Below are 21,867 nucleotides of genomic sequence, written 5' to 3' on the forward strand. Positions count from 1 at the left end.
GCAACTGCCGGTTATCCTGGAACGCCTGGCAAGCGGGGAGGGGGCCTCGGATGGCCGAGGCGGCGAAAACGATCGGGCGTCTCGGCTGGCTGACCGCGACCATCGGCCCACCGGGAGCCGTGGCAGGGCTGTGGCCGGGCTGGGTGCAGGACAATCCGGTGCTGGCCGTGGTGCTGCTGGTCGTCTACGAGGCGGTGCTGGCGGTGGTCGCGTTCGTCCGCGAGGTGGCCAGTGAGCTGATCAGGCGCTGGCAGGCGAGGTTCATCGAGCGGGTCGACCAGACGCTGGGTCGCAGGCTGTTCCGGTTCGAGCGCCGGTACCGGGAGTTCGTGCTCGGCGCGCTGCGGTTCATCGACCTCAAGGGCCTGGCCACAATCGGTCCGTACACGCCCCAGCTCGACGAGGTCTTCGTGGAGCTGGGGCTGGTACCGCGCAGCCCGCACCAGGTGGTTTCGGACCCGCTCGCGGACGTGCCGGCCGAGCTGACCGAGCGGTCTTCCCTGCACGAGTTCCTCAGCCGATCGACCCCGGAAGTGCTGGCCGTGGTCGGTGCCGCCGGCAGCGGGAAGACCACCCTGCTGCGGCACACCGCCCGCCGGATCTGCCATGCGGGTGGCAAGCAGCGACGCCCGGTGCCGATCTTCCTGTTCCTCCGCGACCATTCCACCGAGATACTGGCCGACCCCGAGGTGCCGCTGGCCGACCTGCTGCGCGGCACGCTCGGCCGGTACCGGCCCGACGAGCCCGCCGGCTGGTTCGAGCAGAAACTGCGCGACGGCGACTGCGTGGTGCTGCTCGACGGGCTGGACGAGGTGACGCCGCGGGGAGACCGGCGTGCGGTCTCCGACTGGGTCGAGCGCCAGATCGGGCAGTACCCCGGGAACGACTACGTGATCACGTCCCGCCCGCACGGCTACTGGGCGGCCGAGATCGTCGGCGCGACGGTGCTGCAGGTGCGGCGGTTCACCGACGAGCAGGTCGCCCGGTTCGTCCGCGGCTGGTACTGGTCGATGGAACGGCACAGCACGGGCACGGACAACGGGGAAATGGAACCGCGGGTCGCCTCCGCCGCCGACGACCTGCTGGACCGGCTGCGGAACGCGACCGGGCTGTACGAGCTGACGGTCAACCCGCTGCTGCTGACCATGATCGCGAACGTGCACCACTACCGCAGCGCGCTGCCGGGCAGCAGGGCCGAGCTCTACAGCGAAATCTGCGAGGTGATGCTCTGGCGCCGGCACAGCGCGAAGAAGCTGCCGATCGAACTCGGCGGGGACCAGAAGGAGCTGCTGCTGCGGCAGCTCGCGTTCACCATGATGGAGCGCCGGGTGCGGGACCTGCCGAAGGCCGAGGTGCTCGAGGTGCTCAAACCCTTGCTGCGCCGGGTTTCCAAGGAGCTCACCGGGGAGGAGTTCCTCGCCGAAGTAGGCTCCAGCGGCCTGTTGATCGAACGTGAGAACGGGCTGCACTCCTTCGCCCACCACACTTTCCAGGAGTACCTGGCCGCCGCGCACATTCAGGACAAGGGGCCGGTCGACCTGCTGCCGGGACTCGTCGACGACGAATGGTGGCGGGAGTGCACGCTGTTGTACGCCGCCCGCGCGGACACCGACCCGATCATCCGCGCCTGCCTCGACTCGGCCAGTGTCCCGGCGCTCGCGCTGGCCTTCGACTGCGCCCAGCACGCCCGGGAAATCGACCCCGCGCTTCGCGAAAGCCTGGACCGGCTGCTGGAGTCCTGTTACGAGCCGGACATCGATCCGCGGCGCCGGAGGCTGATGGCCCACGTGATGGTCACCCGGCACCTGCGCCACCTCACGCCAACCGACGGTGTCGCGCGGATCTGCGCCAGGCCGATCAGCGTGGACATCTACCGGCTCTTCCTCGCCGACACCGGGACCAGCCCGCCCGACGACCCGAGGCCGTTCCGGCCGGGATCGGGCGGGCCGGTGGTCGGGGTGCACCCTGCCGACGTGCTGACCTTCGTGCACTGGATCAACCAGATCGCCGGCGGCGGCTCGGCCTACCGGCTGCCCCGGCGTGCCGAGGTCGAGGTGCCGGCCGTGCGGCGTGCCCTGGACCAGCCGGATTCCGCGCCGCCGGGCAGGCTCAGTGTCTGGCTGGAGCCGCACGGCACCCGCGCGCTAGAGCTGTGGACGCCGGAACCAGCCCAGCACCCGCATCTGATCAAGGCCGAAGTGCTGGTCCGTGCGGTCACCGGTGACCTGCGGGCCTCGGCGGCAACGCTGGCCAGGCTGCTGCTGGCGCGTTCCCTGGTCGTGCTCCGTGCCGTGGCGTTCGATCTCGAGCATGGCGTGGCCGGTGCCCGCGCCCGCAACCTCGCCGGCGACCTGGTGCACGGCCTCGCCCGCGCACTCGACCTCGCGCTGGCGAGGTCCAGCGATCTCGGGCTGGCCAGGACGCTCAACCCGGCTCTCGCGCACGCCTTCGACCTGGCCCGCGCGGTGGACCGCGAGGTCGACCACGCGCGGGCGCTCAACCTGGCCAGGCTGCGCGATCTCGCCCGGATCCGGGCCATCGATCTCGCACTGGCGCTGGACCTCGCGCTCGGGCGCGCGTTCACCGTGGCCGGCAGCAGGCCGGACTCCGAACGCGACCTGGTGCACGATCTCGACCGCGCGCTGGACCGGGACTTCGAGTACGCCCGCAGGCTGGCAAGCACACTGGACACCGACCTCGACACCGCGCTGGAGCCGGATCTCGACCTCGTCCTGGACGTCGTGCTCGGTCTCGACCTCGCCCGCGACACCGATCGCACCCCGGTCCCGTTCGGCGAGTACCACCGCCACCTCGAAGCGATCACCGGGCTGGCCATGCCCCGCGCCCTTTCCCAGGCGCTCCAGGAGTCCGAACGCGTGCCGCTGGACGAGGACCGGCATCGTTTCCTGGACAGTTTCGCGCGGGCTTTCGTGACCATCACCGGCATCGAGTCCGGCGACCGGATCGTGCCGCCCGACTCGCTGACGGCCGAGGTCCGGAGGGCCTGCTCCGGCCTGCTCGCGGCCTCTCCGGTACCGGACTGGGCCAGGGAGGCGAGTGACCGGCTGGAACGGCTCGCCGTGCCCGTCTTCAGCCGCCGCCAGAACCTCACCCCGGTCACCGCGACCGCGATCCGGACCGGGGTGCTGTGCCTCGCCGTCGAAGCGGACGCCCTCGGCGCCCCCAGCACCGCCGAGGCGTTCCGGCAGGTCGCGGCCGGGGTGAGCCTGCTCGAGCAGCGCTGGGGGAGCGAGCTGTCGCCGACCGAGACGATCGTGCTCGCCACCGCGTGAACGCGGCGCTGGCCGAGTGCTACCACCGGCCGGGTTTCCGCAGGAGGAACAGGTAGGAGCCGAGGTGGTCGCGGAAGAACGAGCGCACCACGGGAATCACCGGATCCATCTGGGCGACGGCTTCGGCTCCGTAGCGCTGGATGATCTCCTCGCGCCGGTCGGCGTAGAGAATTCCCATCAGTTCCCCGCTGAACGCGCAGTTCTGCACCATGCTTTCCACCTTGACCAGCTCAAAGCCGGCCGTGGCCGCCATTTCCATGGTCTCGGCCACCGTGCCCGGTGCCGCACAGCACCAGGTTTGCTGATATGCGGCCAGTTGCACTGCGGAGGGCGTGCCACGGACGGTGAACTCACTCATCATGAAGTGACCGCCCGGCCGGAGGACCCGCGCGGCTTCGTGAAACGCCTGCTGGCGATCGGACAGGTGGGCGAACATGTCGATGGCCATGGCGGCGTCGAAGGACTCGTCCTCGAAGTCGAGGGCCATGGCGTTGCCGTAGCCGAAAGTGACCCGGTCGGAGACGCCTTCGGCCCTGGCGGTCTCGGTGGCCCTGGCGATCTGCTCCCGGCTGACGGTGATGCCGGTGGCCCGCCCTCCGCTGCGCTGGGCCATCCGCACCGCGGGCAGGCCGGTGCCGCAGCCGATGTCCAGCAGGTGTTCGCCGGCCTTCAGTCCCAGGGTTTCGACGTGGTACTCGGTGGAGCGTTCCTGCGCCCGGTTGGCGAGATCGCCGAGGGTGGTCGCCGGCTCGCGCTCACCTGGCCGCGTCCACATGCCGAGGTGCACGCCGATGTCCCCGATGGTCAGGTCGTAGAGGTCGCCGAACTGGTCGTAGTTGACCCCGATCTGCTCAGGGCTTGGTGCGGTGAAGTCGTCGCCGACCCGATCATGTGCTGTTGTCATGACACGCAACTCCTCCAAGCGGCGGAAGGCAAGCCTGATAACGCTAGCGGGCTGGGGAGCCGCTGGCGACGGCGGTCGGTTGCGCCGAACGGGTGGGAATTCAGGCCGTGATCGAGTTCCGGAACCCGAGTGAATCCATGCGCGTCCCATCCGGCAGTTCCCGTTCGAATGCCTCGAAATGTGCATCGAGAGAAAGCGTTCGGCAAAGAGGAAGGGGTCGCCATGATCGGCAGGGTGCTCAACCTGGCTCGAACAGAAAGCAAGATCGAAAAAGGGGAGGATTCCGGCCGGTTCGGGCGGGCTCTCGACAAGTTCAAGGGCAGTGTCTTGGAGAAGGTCGTCGACTCGCTCCTGGTGCTGGCTGGCAGTGCGCTGGTCGCGTTCCTGGCCGGGATCGATCCTCGAACCTGGTGGAGTGAAACCACTATGAGCTTCGAAGCGCCGGTCGATCGGTCGGAGATGCGAGGAGGTCTGGACGTCGCGCTGAGCGGGGAGGCGGCCGACGACTCCGCCGTCTGGCTCCTCGCGAGGAATTCTTCGGGCTGGTACCCGTTGCAGATCGCCACTCAGGCGGAACAGGGAAAGTGGCAAGCGAAGATCGAGGCGCAGCAGATCGAGGCGAGCGAATTCGACCTCTGTGTGGCGGTTGTCGGCAACGACAAGTCGAAACAGTTCGGCGAACACCGGGCCGAATTCGCCGCCCGGTCGATGACGGATACCGATGTGCAGGCCGAAGGTGCGTCCCCCAACCCATGCGTGCATGTCCTGAAGCGATAGCCGCGGGCCTGCCGTTTTTCCGTTGCGAACGTCGTCACCGTCGGCCGACGGTGAGGACGGCGGACCAGTGGCGCGTGAGTCGCCCGTCCGGGCGTTCGGCGAGGCGGTGGCGTATCTCCTGATAGAGGTGTGCGCGCTTGTCCGGCTCCATCGCGATGTGGCCGGAGAAGGTGTCCAGCAAAGCGAGGTACTCCTCCGCGGTGTAGCGCAGGGCCCATACGTAGCGCCGTGTTCCGACGACCGTGAAGTATCCGGAGGTGCTGAACTCGGTGGCGATGGGGTTGGGCTGAGCCTCCGGCGGAGGCGGTGGCCATGGACCGTCGTGGCCTTCGCCGATTTCGACGTAGACCTGTTGGATCTCGGTGAAGAAAGGGTCGAAACCGACCGGAAGGGCGTGTTCGGCGTTCCACACGGCCAAGTGGCCGCCCGCGTTGAGGAGGGCTGCCGCTTTCGCATACTTGACCTCCGGGTCCACCCAGTTCCAGGCCGTGGCCGCGTAGACGAGATCGAAGTGGGTGCCGGGCGCCGACTCCCACTCTTCGAAGGACGACGTGATCACCGAGGTGCCGGCGAACCCGGCGAGGCGCTGCCGGGCCTCTGCCGCCAGCGCGTCGCCGAGCTCGATCGCGGTGATCCCGAAGCCCCTCCGTGCCAGTGGCAAGGTCGCCTTTCCCGGACCGCAGCCCACTTCCAGGAGGTGCGCGGGTGGCTCGACCCCGGTGATCTCGAGCAGGTCGGCGTACAGCTCGGCCGGGTAGTCCGGGCGCGCGTGCTGATACCGGGAAGCCGCGCTGTTGAAGGTGGTTCGCAGTCGGCGATCTTGGGACATCCGCCCATCCTGACAGCGCCGGACCAGGCCGAAAATTCCCCTTGAAAACTGCGCAGCCTGGACTGTACAGTTTTGCCTGCGGGTGACGAGAGGTGGTGGACATGGACGACGCTGTGTCGGAATCGGCGGTGCACGCCGCGCGCGAGCTGCGGACCATGGTGGGCCGGCTGCGCAGGCGGCTCAGGCAGACCTACGACGTCGAGGGGCTGACGCCTTCGCAGACATCGGTGCTGAGGCGGCTCGACAAGTACGGCCCGGCGTCGACCAGCGATCTCGCGGCGGCGGAAGGGGTCCGGCACCAGTCGGTGGCCGCCACGTTGCAGGCGCTGGGCGGACGTGGCCTGATCGAGCGCCGCGCGGATCCCGGTGACGGGCGCCGGCAGCTGGTGTCCGTCAGCGAAGCCGGGCACGCCTTCCTCGCGGACAAGCGCCGCGCGGGAGAGGAATGGCTGGCTCGTGCGCTGCACGACCGCTACACCGAGAAAGAGCGGCAGGCGCTGCTGAAGGCACTGGAACTCGTGGAACGGCTGACCGACGGATGATCCGTCGTCGCAAGGATTCAGGGGAGGGCTTCGACCGCAGGTTGCTGGCGCCGATGATGGTCGGGTCGATGCTGAACCCGGTCAACTCGTCGATCATCTCGGTGGCGCTGGTGCCGATCGGAGTCGCGTTCGGCGCGTCGCCGTCGGAGACGGCCTGGCTGATCTCGGGGCTGTACCTTGCCACCGCGATCGGCCAGCCGGTGGTGGGCCGGTTGATCGACCTGCACGGCCCGCGCCGGCTGTACCTCATCGGCGCGGCCCTGACCGGGCTCGCCGGCGTCATCGGCATGCTAGCGCCCAACCTCGGCGTGCTGGTCGCGGCCAGGGTCGTGCTGGGATTCGGGACCTGCGCGGGATACCCGTCCGCGATGTACCTGATTCGCGCCGAGGCCAAGCGCACCGGGCAGGACACCCCGGCCGCGGTGCTCACCGCGGTCGCGGTCGCCACGCAGACGATCGCCGTCATCGGCCCCGGCCTCGGCGGCCTGCTCATCGAGCTGGGCGGCTGGCGCACCACGTTCGCGCTCAACCTCCCGCTCGCGGCCATCGGGCTGGTCCTGGGCGCGCTGCGGCTGCCGAAGACCGCGCCGCTGGGCGGTGGTGACGACCGCGGGCTGGACCTGCCGGGGATGGCGCTGTTCGCGGTCACCCTGGTGTCGCTGTTGCTGTTCCTGATGAACCTGGGTGCCGGGCTTTGGTACCTGCTCGCGATCGCGGTGGTCGCCGGTGCTGTCTTCGTGCTGCGGGAACTGCGGGCGTCGTCCCCCTTCATCGACCTGCGGCTGTTGGGCGGCAACCTGCCCCTGGTCCTGACCTATGTGCGGGCGTTGCTCTCCTTCGTCGCCGCCTATTCGTTCCTTTACGGCTATACCCGGTGGATGGAGGAGGGGCGCGGGCTGTCCGCGGCACAGGCGGGGGGCGCCCAGCTGCCGCTGTTCGCCGTCGGCATCCTGGCCTCGGTGCTCACCGGGCGGCACAAGGAAGTGCGCGCCAAGCTGACGGTCGGTGCGGCGGGGCAGATCGTCGCCTGCGCACTGCTGCTCACGCTCGGCCCCGGCAGCCCGTTCTGGCTGCTGCTGTCCGTCGCCGTCGTGTTCGGTGTGCCGCAGGGACTGAACAACCTCGCGCTGCAGAACTCCGTGTACCACCAGGCTGTTCCGGAGCGACTCGGCTCCTCGGCCGGGTTGCTGCGCACCGCCGGCTACCTTGGTGCGGTCATCGCCTCCGCCGCCAACGGTGCTTTTCTCTCGCACGGCGCCGACACACCAGGGCTGCACCACCTGAGCTGGTTCATGCTCGGCACCGCGGTCGTGTTCCTGGTGACCACCGTGGCCGACCGCAGCCTCAGCCGGGTGGGCGCCGCGAAGGAAACCGCCGGCACCTCGGCCAGTGGATGAGGGCGTTCACCGGAGGTCGACCGGCAGCTTCACGAAGCCGTTGGCGAGCGTGTTGTCGATGTGCTCGAGAGCGGCGGCCGGCACGGCGAGGCGAGCGTGCGGAAAGCGGGAGGTCAGCTGCCCGAGCGCGATCTGGGTCTCCATCCGGCCGAGCGTGGCGCCGAGGCAGTAGTGCGACCCGTGGCCGAAACTCAGGTGCCCGCGAGTATCGCGGTACAGGTCGAAATGGTCGGCGCGGTCGAACTTTGCTTCGTCTCGGTTCGCCGCGGACAGGGAGATCAGCACTATCGCTCCGGCGGGGATCGTCACCTCTCCGTAGGTCACCGGTTCGGTCGCTATCCGGTGCGTGGCGCACCGCACTGACGTATCGAAACGCAGGACCTCCTCCACCGCGTCGGGGATCAGCTCCGGCTTGTTCCTCAGCAATTGCCACCGGTCCTGATCCTCGAGCATCAGCCGGACCGCGTTCCCGATCAGGTTCATGGTGGTCTCATGCCCGGCGATGAACAGGAGGTACACCGTGCCCATCAGTTCCCGGTCGGTCAGCCGGCCTTCGGCGGCACTCGCGGTGAGCAAGGCCGACAGCAGATCGTCCGCGGGGGCGGCACGTTTGGCATCGAACAGTGTGGTGAAGTAGTTCTCGATGGCCAAGGATGCAGGCCCGATCTTGCCAGGGTCGTCGCTGGTGACGGCTTGCGTCCAGCTTCGAAACCGCGGCCGGTCGGCGCGCGGCACACCGAGCAGTTCGCAGATCACGGTCATCGGCATCAGGAACGCGAACTCGCTGATGAGATCGATCGTCCGGCCGGTGTCCAGCTCGTCGAGCAGTGCCGCGCTGATTTCTTCCACTCGCGGGCGCAGGTTCTCCACCCGGGCCGGGGTGAACTGGGCGGTGAGCAACTTCCGCTGGCGAGCGTGCTCGGGGTCATCGTTGTTCAGCATGTGCGGGTAGTTCACCCTTGAGGCCCCGCGGTCTATCCCGGCCTTTTCGAGTAGTTCTTCATAAGCGTGGGCCAGTTTTCGCCAGTCCTTGCTCAACTTCGGGTTCTTCAAGGCGTGGAGTGCGTCGTGATGTCTGGTGATGACCCATAGCGGCATGAAGCCGCCCACGTCGGTCAGATGCACCGCGGTTTCCGCGCGAAGCGCCGCGTCGACCTTGTGCGAGTCTCCCCAATAGCCGGGCTCGAACATTCTCATCGGCTGCCCCCCGATCTCGTCAATGTCAGCGGATGCTCGCGGCGACTGTTTTCAACTGCTCGGCCAAAGCTGGGGAGGCGTAGGTCTTCAGCACCTCGCGGCGGATCGGGCAGGCGTTCAAGTCCGGGCACACCAGTGGGATCAAGACGCTCAGCGTCATGGACAAGTGTGTCGGGGGTAGCGCGCCAAGGATCTCCTTGACCCCGAACGCTGCGGTCGAACTCAGCACGTCGGCAAGGAACTTCGGAAACCGCAGCCGGAGAAGCCCGTCATAGATCGGTGTCTGAGTGAGTTTGGCATAGGTGCCCGGGTCGAGTCCTTTGGACAAGTCGTCGAGGCGGATGCAGAGCTGGTGCCCGTTGCGGCGGGCCCGATAGTGGAACGGAAGCTTGTCGAGTGTACGGTCGGCCAACCGGGTGTAGAAGCCGTCCTGGTCGAACGCGTAGGTGACGGCGTCGTCGACGAAGGTCGATCGGGCTTGGCCCAGTATTTCCTTGGAGCGCCCACGCCGCTCGGTCTTCCGGTCAGGTTTCGGCGTGACTTCTCGGGGTTGCCGTGGTGTTCGCGTCAGGCTCGGCTGTGTCCTTGGCGGTGTGTACCTGGCCGACGATGGTGGCGTGTTCCAGGTCGGACGGTGGGCCGGGGTTCGAGCCCTGGCAGGCCGATCGTAGGTGCGATGATCAGGGGCCTGGCCGCATTCACGTCCACGCTGAGATCCGTGAACATGCGCGCCCCCGCACTTCGGGCACCGGTACTGGTTGCGGGGAAGTCTTCTGCGGCCGGCCACCCACTCCACGTTAGGAACGGGATCGCCGCTGGTCACTCGGCTGTTCCGGTCCGGACACCGACCGGGTGCGTCACCCCTCGCGTTGTAATTCGTCCTTGTGAGGCAACGTGGTTGACCCTCGTGGGTGGTCAGTCTCAGGGGTGGACCAGGGCTTCGGTGACGATCCTGGCGGTCTTCGAGGTGGAGGGCGGGCTGGTCAGGCTCGGCGGGCCGAGCCGGACGACCACGGTGTCCGAGCCGGGGTCGACCTGGACGGTCTGGCCGCCGAGGCCCTGGGCCCAGTACATGTCCTGCGGGGCGGAAGGGATGAGCTGGGTGTGCGGGGCGTTGGCGCTGTCTTCGCGGGTCATGGGGGAGCCCACGCTGGCGACGGGGCCGAGCCGGTTGAGCCACCAGAGGTAGCCGTAGGCGGTGGTGAGGTCCTGCGACGGCTTTCCGGTGGCGTCGCCGACCCACTGCTCGGATACGACCTGGGTGTCGTTCCAGTGCCCGTTGCGCAGGAAGAGGTAGCCGAAGCGGGCCATGTCCTGGCAGGTGGACTGCATGCCGAAGAACATGTTGGTGTTGACGGCCCGGTCCCGGGTCAGGTCCGTGTGCTGCATGCCCAGCGGCTCGAAGAGCTTCTTCTCGGCGTAGTCGGCGGGTGCGTCGCCGGTGGCCGTTTGGAGCACGTCGTCGAGGGTCTGGATGGCGGTGTTGTTGTAGGCCCACACCTCGCCGGGAGGCACGTCCTGCGGCTGGGAGACGGCGAAGGCCGTCCGATCCGGCGCCGCGAAGACCTGGCCGGTATCGGTGACCAGGTCCTTCCAGTGGCGGCCGGAGTCGTTGCTCAGCAGGTCCTTGACCGTGACGTCGGCCGACGGGGTACCGACCCAGGAGGGAAGGTATTTCGACGCCGCGTCGTCGATGCTGAGCTTTTGCTCGGCCTGTGCGATCCCGACCAGGGTGCTCGATACCGACTTGGTCGCCGAGAACACCTCCTGGGTGGACTCGGGACCGGTGTCGTTCCAGTACCAGTCGGCGACCAGCCGCCCGTGCCGGACGACCGCGAGGCAGTTCGACTTGTCCGCCTTCAATTCTTCGGCTATCTGCGCCAGCTTGGCCGGGTCGAACCCGGCCGCGGCGGGGTCACCGCGTTCCCATTCCGCGCCTGGATATGGCCCATCATCCACCCGGCCCGCGAAAGCTGAATCGTTCGACGCGACGGCCACGCCGGCCATCATCACGGCGGCGGCAGCGACGGCGAAAACCCTGCGACGAACGGAAACCAGCATGACTACCTCCGGCGCGGCAATTCTACTCGGATGCAGGGGAAACAATGGAGGCAACAGGGAATGCATGTCAACAGTTGTCATCTTAATAAGTCCGGGGAGTCCCGAACTTATTAATAAGAAGAGCGTCCACCGGATTCAGGCTTGGTCCAGGGCGGCGTGCAGGCGTGGCCTCGTGTAGTGGCGCCAGGTGAGGGCGAGTGCTTGTGCGATCAGGGTACCGAGCACGGGAATGGTGCTGTCGAAGCGGATTTCGTAGTCCAGGCGGGTGCCGGTGGGGCAGGGGCTGAGGTTGACACGGCCGCGGTGATCGCGGATCGGGCCGCCGCGCAGCGTGCGGTATTCGAGGAGCACGGGTCGCTGGTAGGCGGTGATCTCTTCCAAGATGGTGACACCGGGCAGGGCGATGCGGCGAAGGCTGCCGAGCCCGTTCGGGGTGCGGGGGTCGGCTGCGTTGCGGACGCGGTGGAACCTGCCTGGCCAGAGCGTGTCCCAGTGGTCGGTGAGGTGGTCGAACACGGTCTCGGGCGGCGCCTCGAACTGGTCCTGGAAACGCAGGACGTGCCGGGGACCGGTGGTCATGGCCTCGCCCCTTCCGTCAGATAACGTGAATTATATTCATGATTGCCGCCATGCGGCGAGCCGGGTTTGAGAGCAAAGGTGGGGCGTAGTCGTCCTGGCTACCTACGGTGATTGCGCTGGCGGCGGCAAACCGCTGACCAGCAACGGAAACCGTGAACGTCGCCCCGCCTGTTCCGGGTGCTCTCCGGTAGGGAAAACTCCACCGCGCAAGATGGGGTGGTTCCCAGGAACGTTTCGGGGGTCACCTTGATCGCGCGCCGGGCGAAGGCCGGACAGTCTTGTGCCGTGGCCCGGATTACTGACTTTCGACCCCGACCAAGGGACGGTGGCATGCGGGCGCCTCGGTCGCGGCGAGTATCGGAGAGCTCCGAATGAACCTCATCGGGATCGCGTTCGCCATGGTGGGCGCCGTCTTCGCCGCGCTGGCCGCGCACATGCAGCACCGGGCCGTGCATACGACCATGCGGGACGCCGGCGACGGGACGACGCTGCGCCTGCGTTCGTTCAGCCGGTTGTTGCGCCAGCGGGGCTGGCTGCTCGGCCTGCTCGCGATGACCGCCGGTGGGACCCTGCACGCGGTGGCGCTCGGCCTCGCGCCGATCATCGTGGTGCAGCCGGTCGGGGTGATCGCGGTCGCCGCGACCGCGTTGTTCGCCGCCAGGGCCGGCGGGCCGAGGCTCAGCGGGCGCGGCTGGCTGGCCATCGCCGCGATCGCGGCCGGCGTTGCCGGTTTCGTCGGGATCGCGGCGAACAACACCACACCGACCGAGGTGACCGGCTCGGACGGCCTCCAGGCCGGTCAGCTCGTCGCGGTCGGGGTGGCCGCCATGTGCCTGCTCGCGATGGCGACGAGGGGGCGGGTCCGCGGGGTCGCGTTCGCCACCGCCGCGGCCATGGCCTACGGGCTGGTGTCGGTGCTGACCAGGGCGGTGCTCCAGCAGGCCCAGCACGGCGGCCCGCTCGCCGCGCTGATCGCCTCCGCGGTCGCCATCGTGCTCGCCCTCGTTCTCGGCGCCTGGCTGGTGCAGCAGGCCTACGCCAGCGCACCGCCGCACACGGTGATGGCGTGCATCACCGTGGTGGACCCGATCGTCGCCGTGGCCATCGGGATCGGCCTGCTCGGCGAAGCGGCCTCGATCAGCGGCTGGGTCGCCGTGTCCGGGTCGCTTTGCGCACTTCTCGCGGTCGGTGGCGTACTGGCGCTGGCCGGCCTCACCGAGCATTACGGCGGGAACCACCGCCCGCCCGCGGCCCCGGACGCGAACACGCGACCGGCGCCGGAACCCCTCCGCGTTGGCTGACCCGCTCAAGGTTCGCGGGGCTGCTCCTCGCGGCCGTGGTGGACGTGGAAGCCGTCCAGTATTCGCTCGAGCCCGTAGTGGAAGTTCTCCTCACGGCGCCGGTGCAGGTCCTGGCCGGCCGATCCGGTGAAGGTTTCGCGCAGCCGCGGGTAATCCTGCGCGGCCTCTTCGACCGCCGGCCGTAGCCGCTCGGACCAGCCCTGCTCGGTCTCGCCGCTGCGGCTGACCATCGTCAGCCACGCGGCTTCGCTGATCGCCGTGCCGATGACGTAGGCGCTGACCGTGCTGATCGCCTTGTCGGCCTCGTCGAGCGGAAAATCCGCCGCCTCGAACAGGGCGAGCATGCGGTCGTTCAGCCGCATCACGTTCGGCCCGAGGTAGGACAGCCCGACTTCGCCGAGCAGCGAAGCGATCCAGGGGTGCCGCAGGATCATCGCCCGCAGGCTGTCCGCGCAGACGGTCACCGATGCCCGCCAGCCGGCCGGATCGTCGGCGGACGGCACCTCGATCTCGCCGTAGACCTCGTCCACGACCAGCTCGATCAGCTCGTCCTTGTTGGCCACATGCCGGTAGAGGGAGGTCGCCCCGGCGTCCAGCCTGCCGCCGAGGCGTCGCATGCTCAGGTCTTCGATTCCTTCGGTGTCGAGCAGCTGGACGGCCTCGGCCACGATCTGCTCCCGGCTCAGCGCCGGCCGCTCGCGTCGGCGCGGACGCGTCCATACCGAAGGGATCGGCTGTTCGTCGGCTGGCATCGGACCTCCTCTGTCGCTCTTCGGTATCACCGTAGCGCACACCGTGCGCATCATGCGAACACCAGTCTTGCGCACGGCGGAAGGCTGTGCGTACAGTGTGCGCAACGAGAGCACGACGTACGCATACTGGAGGGGTTGTCATGGAAGAGCGGAACCCGAGACGCTGGCTGATCCTGGTCGTGCTGTGCCTGAGCACGCTGGTGCTGGTCGTCGACAACATGGTGCTCACGGTGGCGGTTCCGCCGCTGACCGCGGATCTCGGCGCCAGCGCCCAGGACATCCAGTGGGTGCTGGAGTCCTACATGCTGGTCTTCGCCGGCCTGCTGCTCACCGCGGGCAGCCTGTCCGACCGGTTCGGCAGGCGGCGGGTCATGATCATCGGCCTGGCTTTGTTCGGGGCGGCTTCGCTGGTGGCCACGTTCGCCGCGAGCCCCGGCCAGCTGATCATCGCCAGGGTGGTGATGGGCGTCGGTGGCGCGCTGATCATGCCGAGCACGCTGTCGATCCTGATCACCGTCTTCGATGAGACCGAACGACGCCGGGCGATGGCGGCGTGGAGCGCGGTGGCCATGGTCGGCCTGATCGCCGGACCCGTCCTCGGCGGTGTGCTGATCGCCTGGTTCTGGTGGGGTGCGGTCTTCCTGATCAACGTGCCGATCGCGATCGTGGCGATCATCGCGGCGCTCGTGCTGATGCCGGAGTCCAAGGGGCCGTGGCAGAAACCCGACCCCATCGGCGCGATCCACTCGGTGCTCGGCATGACGGCATTGGTCTGGACGATCAACGAACTGCCGAAGGACGGCCTCGCCAGCGCGGAAACGCTGACCGCGCTCATCGTCGCCGTGCTCGGCCTCGCCGGGTTCGTGTGCTGGGAGCTGCGCACGAGCTCCCCGATGGTCCCGCTGAAGCTGTTCCGCGACCGCAACTTCAGCGGCGGCAGCCTGTCACTCGCGCTGGTGCAGATCGGCAACGGCGGGCTGATGCTGGTGCTCACCCAGTACCTGCAGTTCGTGCTCCGCTACACCCCGACCCAGGCCGGCCTTGCCTTCATCCCGATGGCCTTGGCCTCCCTGACCTTCAACACCCTCGGCGCTACCCTCGGGCAGAAGATCGGCAACCGGGCACTGGCGGCCGCCGGTCTCACCGTGATGGCGGGTGGGTTCGCCCTGCTGGCTACCGTCTCCGCCGACGGCGGGTTCACCATGCCGGGCATCGCCCTGTTCGTGCTCGGCGCGGGTGGCGGGCTGGCCATGCCCGCGGCCATCGCGGCGCTGATGGGTGCCGTGCCGGGAGAACACGCCGGCGTCGGGTCCGCGCTCAACGACACCATCCAGCAGATGGGCGCGGCGCTGGGCGTCGCCATTCTCGGCAGTGTCGTGACCACCATGTTCGCCGGGGCGATGCCCGCTTCGGCTCCCGAATCCGCGCGGCATTCGATCGGTGACGCGCTCGGCGTCGCCGCCGGCAACCGGGACGCCGGGCTCGCCGAGGCCGCCCGCGAAGGCTTCACCTCGGCGATGTCCACCGGCTTCCTGATCGCTGCCTGCGGCGTGCTGGTCGCGGCCGTACTGGCCTTCGTCGTCATGCGTGATCGCAAGCCGAGCCCGGAAACCGGCCAGGTGACGGTACCCGTCGCCGGCCACTGACCTTGCCCGAAAACGACCACTGATCAAGGAGAAACCGATGTCTTTCGACTTCGCCCACTGGCAGGCCAGGCTCGACGAGCTGAGCGCCACCTACCACGTGCCCGGTGCGGCACTGGCCGTACTGACCGAAGGGAACGTCCACGAGCTGGCCACTGGCGTGCTGCATCGGGGAACCGGCGTGGAGACGACCCCCGGCTCGGTGTTCCTGCTCGGCTCGATCGCCAAGGTCTACACCGCGACGCTGGTGATGCGGCTGGCCGACGCCGGCGAGCTGGACCTCGACGCGCCGGTGGTGAGCGTGCTACCGGAATTCGGCACGGTGGATCCCGAAGCGACCGGAAAGATCACCGTCCGGCAGCTGCTCAGCCACACCAGCGGGCTCACCTGCGACTTCAACCACGACACCGGCCGGGGTGACGACTGCCTCGCCCGGTATGTCGAGGCGGCGAGGGGAGTGGCGATGGACTGTCCACCGGGGATCGCGGTCTCCTACAGCAGCGTCGGTTACGCCGTGCTCGGCCGGATCATCGAGGTGCTGACCGGTCAGACCTGGGACCAGGCGCTCAAGGATCGGCTCCTCACGCCGCTCGGGCTCACCAGCACGATGACCCTGCCCGAAGAGGCCCTGAGCTTCCGGGTCGCCATGTCGCATCTCGGCGAGCCGGGCGAGTACCCGGATCCGGCGCCGGCATGGGATCTCATGCCGCGCTCGGCGGGGCCCGGCGGCCGGGTCATCGCCAGCGCCGGCGACATCGTCCGGCTGGCCAGGATGCACCTCGACGGCGGCATGGCGCCGGACGGTACCCGTCTGATGTCCGCCGCCGCGGTCGCGGCGATGCGGCGGCGCGAGGTCGACGTCCCCGACAAGTGGACCGTCAGTGCCGACGGATGGGGACTCGGCTGGTCGCTGTACGACTGGGACGGGATCCCCGGGTTCGGTCACGACGGCGCCGCGGTCGGGCAGTACGCCTACCTGCGGGTGGTGCCGGGCGCCGGCGTGGCCGTCGCGTTGACCACCAACGGCGGTGGCGCACGCCAGCTTTACGCCGCTCTGTTCCGGGAACTGCTGGCCGAACTGGCGGGCGTGCGGATGCCGGACCCCTTCGAGCCCGCGGCGCGACCGCCCGCGGTGGACATCGCTCCGTTCGTCGGCACCTACCGGCGCGAAGGCGTGGTCATCACCGTCACCGAGCAGGACGGCAGGCCGCATCTGGTGTACGAGTTCGTCGACGGCATGAAAGACCTGTCCCCGCCGATCGAAGCGGACCTGGTGCCGATCTCGGAGACGGTGTTCGCCGGGACCGGTGCGGGCCCGGCCTTCAGCGAGGGCTGGATGCCCGTGGTGTTCGCCGGCCTGCGGGACGGCAACGACTACTGCTACATCGGCATGCGCGCGGCACCGAAGGTCGCCTGACCCGCCGCTGTGCAGAACGCGCGCGAGGATGTCGATTCCGGGCGGCGCGGTTCGACGCCATGGCAGAAGGTCGTTCCCCATCGACAGGAGAAGTGCCATGACCAACCGCCGCATCGTCGCCTGGGCCAGTATCACCCTGGACGGCTACACCAGCGGGCCCGGCGGACCAGCCCACGACGACTGGCTGTACGAGCACGCCGGGCAGGAGCAGACGGCCGAGTACTTCGAGGGCATCTGGCGCGGTGCGGACACCATCGTGCTCGGCCGCACCAACTACGAGGGCTTTCACTCGGTGTGGCCGGGCATCACCCGGGACGTGCGCACCGACCCGCGCACCCGCGCGCTCGGGCGGTGGCTCGATGCCACGGAGAAGGTCGTGGCTTCCCGCACCCTCACCGAGGCGCCGTGGGAGAACTCGCGAATCGCGCGGGACCTCGAGGTCGAGGTGCGGGCCCTGCGTCAGGCCGCCGGGCGTGACGTGCTGGTCATCAACAGCGCCAGCGTGATCCAGGCCCTGCTGCGGGCCGACCTCGTCGACGACCTGCGGCTGGCCGTGGTGCCCGTGCTGGTCGGCGGCGGCCTGCGCCTGCTGCCCGACGGCGTGAGCACGGCCTTCGGGACCGTCGGCGTGACGGTGCTGCGCCACGGCGCGGTGGGGCTGCATTACCGACGGCGCTAGGTGGAGGCCGGGTCCGATCGGGCGTCCCTTCGGTCATCTCCGGGCGAAAGTATGCATATCCGGCAGCTCGGCGGGGCATCCCCCTGATCAAGAACCTCGATCGGGAGATGCTCTTCCGCGCGAACGGAGCAGGGATGAAGTTGCTCGGCGTCCGGGTACCCGGGCCGCTGTCCACCCTCGGCGCGGTCATCGGCACCGCGCAGGGGGTCGCCGGACTGATGGTCTCGCGGCGGAAGGTGTGGTCCCGCCCCGGGCGCCTGTACATCGAGGTGCACGGCGTGCGCGGGGCCGGTGGTGGCCATGTCGCGCGGCGGATCGAACGGGCGCTGGACGGGCAGGCCGGGGTGGCGTGGGCCAGGGTGAACGCCGACTCGTCGCGGGTGGTCATCGCGTTGGGCGAGCCGCCGCGGCCGCGTGGTGAGCTGATCCGGCTGATCGAGCAGGCGGAGTCCGAGCCGTCTTGCCCCGAAGAGCGCACCGCCGAAGAGGAACTGCACCATCCCGCCGACGGCACCACCGGCACCCGGCTGGTGCCGACGCTCGCCGCCGACGTGTTCGGGCTCGGCCTTTCCCTGTTCACCCGGCTGGCGCCGTGGGCGCCGCTGCCCGCCGAGCTGGCCGCGCTGCCCTCGGTGTTCGACCACCACCCGAAGCTGCGCGCGCTGGTGGCCGACCGGTCCGGCGGGCGGGAGCGGGCCGACTCGGCGACCTCCATCGCCGGTGCGCTCGCGCACGGGCTCGCCGCGCGCAGCGAAGGCACCTTGCTGGACACCGTGCAGCGGTTCGGGCAGTGGCAGGAGGCCCGCGCGCACGAGCGGGCCTGGTGCGCGGCCGAGGCGGAGTTGATCACCGGCCCGGAGCACGCCGCCGCCGACCAGGTGGTGATGGAACGGCCAGCGCCGCTGCCGGAGACCGACGCCGAACGCTACGAGCGGCGGGTGCTGACGGCCGGTACCGCGGCCAGCCTGGCCGCACTGCCGCTCGGCGGCCCGCGCCGTGCGGCCGCGCTCACCCTGGCCGCACTGCCCAAGGCGGTGGCGGCCGGCCAGGCCGGTTACGGTGCCCGGCTCGGCCGGGTGCTGGCCGCGCGCGGCGCGCTGGTGATGGACAGGGCGGTGCTGCGCGAACTGGGCCGGACCACCGTGCTGCTGATCGACGAACGGGCGCTGGAGGGTGGCCGTCCGCAGCTCAGCGACCTGGTGCCGCTGGCGGGCGGCGATCCGCGCGAGGTGGCCGAGCACACCTGGCGGCTGTTCGACGCCGCCGATCCCGCCGCGCTGCACCGGTCCGGCGGCTGGTCGCTCGGCCCGCTGGACAAAGTGGCCGCCGACGGCGACGCGGGCGCGTCGGAACGGGCGAAACTGGTGGAGCAGGGCGCCACCGAGATCCTCGGCCTGGCCCGCGGCGACGAGTTGGTGGCCGTGCTCGCACTGGCCGAGACGCTGCCGCCCGGTGTGCTGGAACTGGTCGCCGCCGCGCGGCACGCCGGGCTGACCGTGGTGAGCACCGGGGAAGCCGCGAAGGCCGACCGGACCGTGGCCGGTGACGGCCGCCTGGTCGCCTCCCTGCGCGAGTTCCAGGCGGCGGGCGAGGTGGTGCTGCTGGTCTCGTCGGACCGCCGCGCGCTCGGCACCGCCGACTGCGGGGTCGGTACGCACCGCGAAGGCGATCCGCCGCCGTGGGGCGCGCATGTCCTGGTGGGCGAAGACCTGTCCGCCGCGGCGCTGCTGGTGGAGGCGGTGGCCGGGGCGCGGGACGTCGCGGCCGAAAGCGTCAAGCTGGCCAAGGCGGCCACCGGGGTCGGCGCGGTCAGCGCGCTGCAGGGCGGCCGGCGCACCAGCCCGGCGACCCGGAGCCTGCGCGCGGTCAACGCCGGTGCGGCGCTGGCCGTGGTCAACGGGCACCGGCACGCCCGGCGACTGCGGCCACCGGAGGCCGACGGGCTGAACGGCAAGCCGGAAAGCGTGCCCTGGCACCTGATGCCGCCGGAAGCGGTGCTCGACCGGCTGGCCGCCGGCCGCGACGGGCTGAGCACCCAGGAGGTCAAGCGCCGGGGGAGAAGGCGCGGGGATGGACGACAGCTCGACACCAGCCTCGGCACCGCCTTCCTGGCCGAGCTGGCCAATCCGCTGACCCCGGTGCTGGCCGGTGGTGCCGCGCTGTCCGCCGCGGTCGGTTCGCCGGTGGACGCCGCGCTGGTCGCCGGGGTGACCGGGCTGTCCGCGCTGCTCGGCAGCGTGCAGCAGGTGCACACCGAACGGCAGCTCGCCGAGCTGCTGGACCGGTCCGCGGTCAGCGCCAGGGTGCTGCGGGACGGCGAGGAGCGCACCGTGGCTGCGGACGAGCTGATACCCGGCGACGTGGTCACGCTGGCCGCCGGCGACGTGGTGCCCGCGGACTGCCGGCTGCTGGAGGCGGACGGCGTGGAGGCCGACGAGTCCTCGCTGACCGGCGAGTCCCTGCCGGTGGTCAAGGATCCGGCGCCGGTGGTGGCCGCCGAGATCGCCGAGCGCGCCTCGATGCTCTACGAGGGCACCACGGTGGCCGCCGGGCGAGTGCTGGCGGTGGTGGTGGCCACCGGCGCGGACACCGAAGCCGGCCGGAGCATGGCGATGGCGCGGGAGAACGCGCCGGACACCGGGGTGGAGAAACGGCTCACCGAGCTGACCGAGAAGAGCATGCCGCTGGCGCTCGGCTCGGCCGCGGCGGTGGCCGGTGCCGGGCTGCTGCGGGGAATCCCGTTGCGGGAGAGCATGTCCGCGGCGGTCAACCTGGCGGTCGCGTCGGTGCCGGAGGGCCTGCCGTTCTTGGTGAACGCGGCCCAGCTCGCCGCCGCCCGCCGGCTGGCCGAGCACGGCGCGCTGGTGCGCAACCCGCGCAGCATCGAGGCACTGGGCCGGGTGGACGTGCTGTGCTTCGACAAGACCGGCACGCTCACCGAGGGCAAGCTGTCGGTCCGCGAGATCGACGACGGCAACCGGGTCCGGCGGATCGACCGGCTGGACGCTCCGGCCGGACGGGTGCTCGCGGCCGCGTTGCGCGCTACTCCGCCCGGAGAGCCGTCGGAGGTGCCGCATGCCACCGACCGCGCGGTACTGGCCGGTGGGCAGCGCGCGGGCGTCGCCGCGGACACTGGCGCCGAAGGCTGGGAACTGGTGGAGGAAGTGCCTTTCGAGCCGTCCCGCGGCTTCCACGCGGCGATCGGGAGCCGGAAGGGGACGCCGCTGCTGAGCGTCAAAGGTGCGCCGGAAGCGGTACTTCCCCAGTGCACCAGGTTTTTCGTCGACGGCCGCCAACGCGGGCTTCAGGCGCGCGACCGGAGGCGGCTCGACGCCAGGATGAAGCGGCTGGCCAGGGCCGGGCACCGGGTGCTCACCGTGGCCGAGCGCGAACTTCCGACCGGGGCGAGCGGCGCGGAAGCGGTCGAAGAACTCACCTTCCTCGGGTTCGTGGCCATCGCGGACCCGGTGCGCGACGGTGCGGCTCCGGCCGCCGCGCAGCTCCGCGAGGCCGGGGTGCGGATCGTGATGATCACCGGCGACCACCCGGACACCGGGCAGGCGATCGCCAGCGAAGTCGACTACGGCGACGGCGAACCGGAGGTGGTGACCGGTGGCGAGCTGGCCGAGCTGGACGACACCGAGCTGGCCGCCCGACTGTCCGAAGTGGACGTTATCGCCAGGTGCAGTCCGGCGCAGAAGGTGCGCATCATCAAGGCGTACCAGGGCATGGGCCGGACCGTGGCGATGACCGGCGACGGTGCCAACGACGCGCCCGCGATCCGGCTTGCCGACGTCGGCATCGCGCTCGGCGGGCACGGCACCCCGGCTGCGCGCGCTGCCGCCGATCTGGTGGTCACCGACGACCGGCTGGAGACGATCATCGCCGCGCTGGTGGAGGGCCGCGCGATGTGGGCGTCCGTGCGGGAGGCGCTCGGTGTGCTGCTCGGCGGGAACCTCGGCGAGATCGCGTTCAGCGTGCTCGGTGCCGTGCTGACCGGCCGCTCGCCGTTGACCGCGCGGCAGTTCCTGCTGGTCAACCTGCTCACCGATCTGGCGCCGTCGTTGGCGATCGCCCTGCACCGCCCGGACGGCGAGACGGTCGGCGAACTGCTGGGGGAGGGGCCGGAGAGCTCGCTCGGCAAACCGCTGCACCGCGAGATCGGGTTGCGTGCCGGGGTGACCACGGCCGGTGCGACGGCCGCCTGGTCCATCGCCAGGTTCACCGGCCGCCGGCGGCGCGCGGGCACCGTGGCGCTGGCCGCGTTGGTCGGCACCCAGCTCGGGCAGACCGTGGCCACCGGCGGGCGCAGCCCGGCCATCCTGGTCACCGGACTCGGCTCGGCGGCGCTGCTGGCCGCGGTGATCCAGACCCCGGGCGTCAGCCAGTTCTTCGGCTGCACCCCGCTCGGCCCGGTCGGCTGGACCATCGCCCTCGGTTCCGCCACCTCCGCCACCGTCCTCGGCACGCTCGCCTCTCGACTTCCCGAGCTGTGA

At 70.0% G+C, this 21,867-nt stretch carries 16 protein-coding genes; 9 read left to right on the forward strand and 7 right to left on the reverse strand.

Translation table 11 applies throughout. From position 1 onward, the window contains the following. The first annotated feature begins 50 nt into the window (after nucleotides 1–50). Nucleotides 51–3,293, forward strand: coding sequence for an NACHT domain-containing protein (locus AMYNI_RS0136215; protein ID WP_020673012.1), 3,243 nt, complete (start codon nucleotides 51–53; stop codon nucleotides 3,291–3,293). 19 nt (nucleotides 3,294–3,312) lie between these two features. Here the strand turns inward: AMYNI_RS0136215 and AMYNI_RS0136220 are convergent, their stop codons facing one another. Beyond that, nucleotides 3,313–4,197: an SAM-dependent methyltransferase gene (locus AMYNI_RS0136220; protein ID WP_020673013.1), complete on the reverse strand. Its 885-nt coding sequence runs from the start codon at nucleotides 4,195–4,197 to the stop codon at nucleotides 3,313–3,315. A 222-nt stretch (nucleotides 4,198–4,419) separates the two neighbouring features. Between AMYNI_RS0136220 and AMYNI_RS0136225 the strand changes: the two genes are divergently transcribed. Next, a complete protein-coding gene (locus AMYNI_RS0136225; protein WP_020673014.1) occupies nucleotides 4,420–4,974 on the forward strand; it encodes a hypothetical protein in 555 nt (184 codons plus the stop codon). 34 nt (nucleotides 4,975–5,008) lie between these two features. Here the strand turns inward: AMYNI_RS0136225 and AMYNI_RS0136230 are convergent, their stop codons facing one another. Further along, a complete protein-coding gene (locus AMYNI_RS0136230) occupies nucleotides 5,009–5,803 on the reverse strand; it encodes a class I SAM-dependent methyltransferase (protein WP_020673015.1) in 795 nt (264 codons plus the stop codon). A 101-nt stretch (nucleotides 5,804–5,904) separates the two neighbouring features. Here AMYNI_RS0136230 and AMYNI_RS0136235 point away from each other — a divergent pair, with 101 nt between their 5' ends. Next, nucleotides 5,905–6,345: a MarR family winged helix-turn-helix transcriptional regulator gene (locus AMYNI_RS0136235; protein ID WP_040406198.1), complete on the forward strand. Its 441-nt coding sequence runs from the start codon at nucleotides 5,905–5,907 to the stop codon at nucleotides 6,343–6,345. Beyond that, on the forward strand, nucleotides 6,342–7,742 hold the full coding sequence (locus AMYNI_RS0136240) for an MFS transporter (protein WP_026361379.1): 1,401 nt from the start codon (nucleotides 6,342–6,344) through the stop codon (nucleotides 7,740–7,742). The genes AMYNI_RS0136235 and AMYNI_RS0136240 overlap by 4 nt, the downstream gene beginning before the upstream one ends. A 6-nt stretch (nucleotides 7,743–7,748) precedes the next feature. Here the strand turns inward: AMYNI_RS0136240 and AMYNI_RS46150 are convergent, their stop codons facing one another. The 4 genes from AMYNI_RS46150 to AMYNI_RS47575 all read right to left on the reverse strand — a co-directional run bounded on the left by AMYNI_RS46150 (nucleotide 7,749) and on the right by AMYNI_RS47575 (nucleotide 11,579). Beyond that, nucleotides 7,749–8,933: a cytochrome P450 family protein gene (locus AMYNI_RS46150; protein ID WP_020673018.1), complete on the reverse strand. Its 1,185-nt coding sequence runs from the start codon at nucleotides 8,931–8,933 to the stop codon at nucleotides 7,749–7,751. A gap of 31 nt (nucleotides 8,934–8,964) precedes the next feature. Continuing rightward, the gene (locus AMYNI_RS0136250; RefSeq protein ID WP_020673019.1) at nucleotides 8,965–9,351 is read right to left on the reverse strand and encodes a hypothetical protein; all 387 of its coding nucleotides are present in this window, start codon (nucleotides 9,349–9,351) and stop codon (nucleotides 8,965–8,967) included. A gap of 509 nt (nucleotides 9,352–9,860) precedes the next feature. Beyond that, nucleotides 9,861–11,000, reverse strand: a complete 1,140-nt coding sequence (locus tag AMYNI_RS0136255) for a serine hydrolase domain-containing protein (RefSeq protein WP_020673020.1) — start codon at nucleotides 10,998–11,000, stop codon at nucleotides 9,861–9,863. A 135-nt stretch (nucleotides 11,001–11,135) separates the two neighbouring features. Further along, the gene (locus tag AMYNI_RS47575) at nucleotides 11,136–11,579 is read right to left on the reverse strand and encodes an SRPBCC family protein (RefSeq protein WP_020673021.1); all 444 of its coding nucleotides are present in this window, start codon (nucleotides 11,577–11,579) and stop codon (nucleotides 11,136–11,138) included. A 371-nt stretch (nucleotides 11,580–11,950) separates the two neighbouring features. Here AMYNI_RS47575 and AMYNI_RS46160 point away from each other — a divergent pair, with 371 nt between their 5' ends. Next, on the forward strand, nucleotides 11,951–12,880 hold the full coding sequence (locus AMYNI_RS46160; RefSeq protein ID WP_020673022.1) for a DMT family transporter: 930 nt from the start codon (nucleotides 11,951–11,953) through the stop codon (nucleotides 12,878–12,880). 5 nt (nucleotides 12,881–12,885) lie between these two features. On the opposite strand, the gene AMYNI_RS0136270 is transcribed toward AMYNI_RS46160, so the two are convergent. Beyond that, nucleotides 12,886–13,632: a TetR/AcrR family transcriptional regulator gene (locus AMYNI_RS0136270; protein WP_020673023.1), complete on the reverse strand. Its 747-nt coding sequence runs from the start codon at nucleotides 13,630–13,632 to the stop codon at nucleotides 12,886–12,888. Nucleotides 13,633–13,772: 140 nt separating this feature from the next. On the opposite strand from AMYNI_RS0136270, the gene AMYNI_RS46165 reads away from it, so the two are divergent. The 4 genes from AMYNI_RS46165 (at nucleotide 13,773) to AMYNI_RS0136290 (ending at nucleotide 21,867) form a co-directional block, all read left to right on the forward strand. Further along, nucleotides 13,773–15,278: an MFS transporter gene (locus AMYNI_RS46165; RefSeq protein ID WP_020673024.1), complete on the forward strand. Its 1,506-nt coding sequence runs from the start codon at nucleotides 13,773–13,775 to the stop codon at nucleotides 15,276–15,278. Between the two features lie 37 nt (nucleotides 15,279–15,315). Further along, nucleotides 15,316–16,692, forward strand: coding sequence for a serine hydrolase domain-containing protein (locus AMYNI_RS0136280; protein ID WP_020673025.1), 1,377 nt, complete (start codon nucleotides 15,316–15,318; stop codon nucleotides 16,690–16,692). A gap of 97 nt (nucleotides 16,693–16,789) precedes the next feature. Next, nucleotides 16,790–17,371, forward strand: coding sequence for a dihydrofolate reductase family protein (locus AMYNI_RS0136285; RefSeq protein ID WP_020673026.1), 582 nt, complete (start codon nucleotides 16,790–16,792; stop codon nucleotides 17,369–17,371). Nucleotides 17,372–17,505: 134 nt separating this feature from the next. Beyond that, nucleotides 17,506–21,867: a cation-translocating P-type ATPase gene (locus AMYNI_RS0136290; RefSeq protein WP_020673027.1), complete on the forward strand. Its 4,362-nt coding sequence runs from the start codon at nucleotides 17,506–17,508 to the stop codon at nucleotides 21,865–21,867.

Source organism: Amycolatopsis nigrescens CSC17Ta-90 (assembly GCF_000384315.1).
GTDB lineage: Bacteria > Actinomycetota > Actinomycetes > Mycobacteriales > Pseudonocardiaceae > Amycolatopsis > Amycolatopsis nigrescens.